The sequence below is a fragment of the Steroidobacter sp. genome (assembly GCF_016790065.1).
In the GTDB taxonomy this organism is placed as follows: domain Bacteria; phylum Pseudomonadota; class Gammaproteobacteria; order Steroidobacterales; family Steroidobacteraceae; genus Steroidobacter.
Map to the genome: position 1 here is coordinate 1 of NZ_JAEUPY010000246.1, position 5,016 is coordinate 5,016.

Annotated in this window: 4 protein-coding genes; all 4 read left to right on the plus strand. The window is 61.5% G+C overall.

Annotated features, from left to right (window positions below; all coding sequences use genetic code 11):
* Positions 1–350: hypothetical protein (locus tag JNL55_RS10585; RefSeq protein WP_293852785.1), on the plus strand; the 350-nt coding region annotated here is incomplete at its 5' end.
* 570 nt (positions 351–920) lie between these two features.
* Positions 921–1,370, plus strand: a complete 450-nt coding sequence (rimP, locus tag JNL55_RS10590; RefSeq protein ID WP_293852786.1) for a ribosome maturation factor RimP — start codon at positions 921–923, stop codon at positions 1,368–1,370.
* A 45-nt stretch (positions 1,371–1,415) separates the two neighbouring features.
* Entirely contained in the window at positions 1,416–2,921 is a 1,506-nt protein-coding gene (nusA, locus tag JNL55_RS10595) for a transcription termination factor NusA (protein ID WP_293852787.1), read from the plus strand.
* Between the two features lie 37 nt (positions 2,922–2,958).
* Positions 2,959–5,016, plus strand: a 2,058-nt coding sequence (gene infB / locus JNL55_RS10600; RefSeq protein ID WP_293852788.1) for a translation initiation factor IF-2, incomplete at its 3' end; no start/stop codon positions are given.

Sequence of the window (5,016 nt, forward strand, 5' to 3'; positions counted from 1 at the left end):
TTCGCGCTGTTGCCGCTCGAAACCGTGCTAGTAACCGCGTTCGCGAAGCTCTTGGATATGAGCACTGGGACAATGTCAGATCGGGCGATCATTTCAGTAGAGATGCCGAGATCAACTCTGGAGGGGTTGAAGTTCGAGTCACTGGATCCGTCCGACTCTTTGAAGAATTTTCGCCATACGATGAATTTCAGAAAGACCAAGGGATTTGGAGCAGTCGAGCCCTTGTCAGTCAGTTGTGCTTCTTCGGATTCTTAGTAGTGATCATGCAACCGCGGATGGTGATGCTGGTCGCGATGTTGACTTGCATTGAGCGAGAGGGAAAAGCGCTTGTTCGCCTGGTTGCAGGTTAACTACGAGATATTTCTTTCCTGATGTCCGGCCTGCATCGCCAACTAGCTTGAAGCTGTTACGGTGGACTCAGGAGGCAGGCCGACCGGGAGATGTATGTTGCCCCCGTCGGTACAAGCGATCCCAAGGATCTAGACTTGCCCCTAACTGTCTTCGCCGCACCGCTTGCCATCCCCCCACCCCCCACCATAAACTCCGCCGCCCCTGAGTAGCGTCTCCACCTGGAAACAGTCGAGCGGACGCCCAAGCGGGGGTTGTAGGTAGCGCGTCCGGGCATATATAAGGTGTCCGGGTACCAAAGGGCCCGATTCGAAGGGCCTTTTTCGCTTCTGGGGTTCGCCGCGACAGCGCGGGGCCGAAGCTAAGCACCTATATAGAAAGGGGAGTCGAGCGGTACCTCAAGGCCGCTTGGCAGGAAGGGACGGAGAGTGAGAATGGGCCTTGGGGCCCATTTTTCGTTTCGGCGACGGTAAAAACCGGCCCGGCGGAGCTCTTCCGGCGCGGGACAACAAGCGCTGGAGCGGGGCGACCAACCGGAACGGTGGGGCCCACAGTCAACCCGGAGGTGACCGATGCTGCGAGATCAGCTGGGCAAACTGCTCGGCCCGGTCGTGGCCGGTCTGGGTTATGAGCTGTGGGAAATCGAGTACGCACCGCGCACCGGCGGTGGGCTGTTACGGCTGTATATCGACAGCCCGGACGGCATTTCTCTGGACGATTGCGAGAAGGTGAGTCGGGCCGTCAGCGCCGTGCTGGACGAGGCCGATCCCATTCCCAACGAGTACACGCTGGAAGTGTCCTCGCCCGGGATGGATCGAGTGCTCCGGTCGCAGGCGCATTTCGCGCGGTTCGCCGGGGAGCGGGTCAAGGTCGAGATGATCCAGCAGATCAACGGCCGCAAACGCTTCCAGGGCAGGTTGAAGCAGGTCGGGTCGAGCGAGATTACGCTCGAGATGGACAGCGGCGAGGTGAGCTTGCCGATCGATGACATTCACCGGGCGCGGTTGGTCCCGGACGTATAGGCGGGCGGCAGCCAGTCGCACGAGGCGTATAGCGGAGTTCGCACGATGAACAAAGAGATTTTGATGGTGGTGGACGCTGTCTCCAACGAGAAGGGCGTCGACAAGGAAATCATCTTCGAGGCGCTCGAAGCTGCGCTCGCGTCCGCCACACGTAAACGTCATGGCGAAGGCATGGACGTGCGCGTCTCCATCAATCGCAAGAGTGGCGACTACGACACGTGGCGCCGTTGGAAAGTGTTTGCCGACGATTCCACCGAGCTGGAATTCCCGGACAGCGAGCTGCGTCTGGAAGACGCGACCGACGTCAATGCCGAGGCTGAAGTCGGCGGTTACGTCGAAGTGCCGATGGAGTCGGTGGCGTTCGGCCGCATCGCTGCCCAGACCGCCAAGCAGGTCATCGTGCAGAAGGTGCGCGAGGCCGAGCGGGCGCAGGTGGTAGATGAGTTCAAGGCGCGCCAGGGCACGTTGGTGTCGGGCATCGTCAAGCGCGTCGATCGCAACGGCGTGTTCGTGGACCTCGGCGGTAACGCTGAAGGTTTCATCGCCCGCGATCAGATGATTCCTCGCGAGCCGATTCGCTCGCAGGATCGCGTGAAAGCTTATTTGCAGGACGTGCGCCTCGAGCAGCGCGGCCCGCAGTTGTTCCTGACGCGTACCGCGCCGGAATTCCTGATCGAGTTGTTCAAGCTGGAAGTGCCGGAAGTCGGTCAGGGCTTGATTCAGATCCTCGGTGCCGCTCGTGATCCGGGCGTGCGCGCCAAGATCGCGGTGAAGAGCAACGACAGCCGTATCGATCCGGTCGGTGCTTGCGTGGGTATGCGCGGTTCGCGCGTGCAGGCGGTATCGAACGAGATCGCCGGCGAACGTGTCGACATCATTCCTTATGATGACAATCCGGCGCAGTTCGTGATCAATGCCATGGCGCCCGCCGAAGTGGTGTCCATCGTCGTCGACGAGGACTCGCACTCCATGGACATCGCGGTGACCGAAGAGAAGCTGTCGCAGGCCATCGGCCGCGGCGGTCAGAACATCCGCTTGGCCAGCGAGCTGACCGGTTGGGAATTGAACGTGATGACTCAGCAGGCCGCCGAAGCCAAGAGCGAAGGCGAGTCGCAGAAGCTCATCGACCTGTTCAAGGAACAGTTGGACGTGGATGAAGACGTGGCGCAGATCCTGGTGCAGGAAGGTTTCTCGACCATCGAAGAAATCGCCTATGTGCCGGCCTCGGAGCTGTCCAACATCGAAGAGTTCGACGAGGACATCATCAAGGAACTGCGTAATCGTGCGCGTGACGTGCTGCTGACGCAGGCGATCGCGAGCGAAGAAGAAATCGACAGCGCCGAGCCTGCAGCAGATCTGCTGGAGGTGGACGGCATGGATGACGATCTGGCGAGAAAGCTGGCCAGTCGAGGAATTGTGACGCGCGAGGATCTCGCTGAGCAGGCGATCGATGACCTGACCGAGATCGAAGGCGTGGATAACGAGCGCGCGGGCGCGCTCATCATGGCGGCGCGTAAGCACTGGTTCGACTCCGCGGGGCAACAGGCTTGAGCGGTTTCGTAACTGGTAGCGGGTCGGGAGGGCGTATATGGCGGATGTGACGGTTAGCCAATTTGCCGAGGTACTGAAAGTACCCGTCGAGCGGCTGCTGACGCAGCTCGATGAGGCCGGGATTAGAGTCTCCGGCGCGAATGACATGATCAGCGATGACGCCAAGATGGAACTGCTGACGTTCCTGCGCAAGGCGCACGGGCGTACGCAGAACACGGCTGCGCCCAGCAAAATCACGCTGAAGCGCAAGTCCCAGGGCGAAATCAAAGTCGCCTCGGCACAGGGCCGTGCGCGCATGGTCAACGTCGAAGTTCGCAGCAAGAAGACGTATCTGAATCGCAGCGTGCTGGAAGAACAGCATGCTCGCGGTCAGGCAGGTGCAGGCGATGACGGCGCTGTCGAGCGTGCAGCCGCTGAAGAACTGGCAGCGCGTACCGCAGCTCAAAACGCTGCGATTGCTGCTCAGAACGCCGCCGCTGCTGCTGCTCAGGCTGCTGAAGCGGCCGCCGCTGCAGCTGCCGCTGCCGCAGCTCAAGTCGAAGAGCAGACCGAAGAACAGCGTGCTGCTCAGGCTGCTGCCGAAGCTGCGGCCGAAGCCGCACGCCAGGAAGTCGCTCGTCTGCAGAAAGAGCAGGCGGAAGCCGAAGCGCGTGAATTCGCCGCTCGCGAGCAGAAGAAGCTCGAAGACGAAATTCGTCGCATGGCCGACGCGGAAACGCGTCAATCAGCCGAAGACGAAACCCGTCGTATTGCTGAAGCAGCCGCGCGTGCCGAAGCCGAACGCAAGCAGCAGGAAGCTGCAGCAGCTGCGCCTCGTGCACCAGAGCGTGCCGGCAAGCGTGGCGGCGGTGCTGCTCCGAGCACCGATCGTTCGCGTCCGCAGCGCGCCGAGTTGCATGTGTCCAGCGATGCCAGCGCTCGTTTCAAGAAAAAGAAACAGCAGGCAGCGACCAGTGCTCGTTCGCGCGGCCGTCCGACACAGATCAACGTCGGCACTCAACATGGCTTCGAGCGTCCGGCTGCGCCGGTCAAGCGCGATGTGCAGATCGGCGAGACGGTTACCGTCGGCGAGCTGGCACAGCGCATGGCCGTGAAGGCCAACGAAGTCATCAAGGTGATGATGAACATGGGCGTGATGGCCACCATCAACCAGCCCATCGATCAAGACACTGCAGTGCTGGTGGTGGAAGAGCTCGGTCATACCGCCGTTCTTCACAAAGAAAGCGCCATCGAGGACGAGTTGCAGGCCACCGATGCCTCGCACGAACTCGAGTCGCGTCCGCCAGTGGTCACCATCATGGGTCACGTCGACCATGGTAAGACCTCGTTGCTCGACTACATTCGTCGCACCAAAGTGGCGGCGGGCGAAGCGGGCGGCATCACGCAGCACGTCGGTGCGTATCACGTCGAGACGCCGAAGGGCGTCATCACGTTCCTCGACACGCCGGGTCACGCTGCGTTCACCGCGATGCGTGCTCGTGGCGCGCAGGTAACGGACGTGGTGGTGCTGGTCGTGGCTGCTGACGACAGCGTCATGCCGCAGACCATCGAAGCAATTCAGCATGCTCGTGCAGCTGAAGTGCCCATCGTGGTGGCGATCACCAAGGTCGACAAGCACGGCGCCGATCCGGAGAAGGTCAAGACCGACTTGCAGAAGCACGGCGTGCTTCCGGAAGCCTGGGGCGGCGACACGATGTTTGTAAACGTCTCGGCCAAAGCCGGCACGGGCGTCGACGAATTGCTCGACACCATCCTGTTGCAAGCGGACGTGTTGGAATTGAAGGCGACTCGCTCCGGTCTTGCGGCCGGCGTGGTGGTCGAGTCCAGCATGGAGAAGGGTCGCGGTGCAGTCGCTACCGTGCTGGTGAAGCGCGGCGTGCTGAAGCCGGGCGATCCGATCATCGCGGGTACCGAGTTCGGTCGGGTGCGTGCCATGTTCGATGAACTGGGCAAGCCGGTGACCGAAGCGGGTCCGTCGTTGCCAGTGGTGGTGCTCGGTTTGTCGGGCGCACCGCTTGCCGGCGATGAATTGTTGGTGGTCGAGAGCGAACGCAAGGCTCGCGAAGTCGCGTTGTATCGGCAGGGCAAGTTCCGC

Excerpts from the sequence above, each read along its gene's own strand:
- rimP (WP_293852786.1), top strand. The coding sequence starts at position 921 with ATGCTGCGAGATCAGCTGGGCAAACTGCTCGGCCCGGTCGTGGCCGGT.
- nusA (WP_293852787.1), top strand. The coding sequence starts at position 1,416 with ATGAACAAAGAGATTTTGATGGTGGTGGACGCTGTCTCCAACGAGAAG.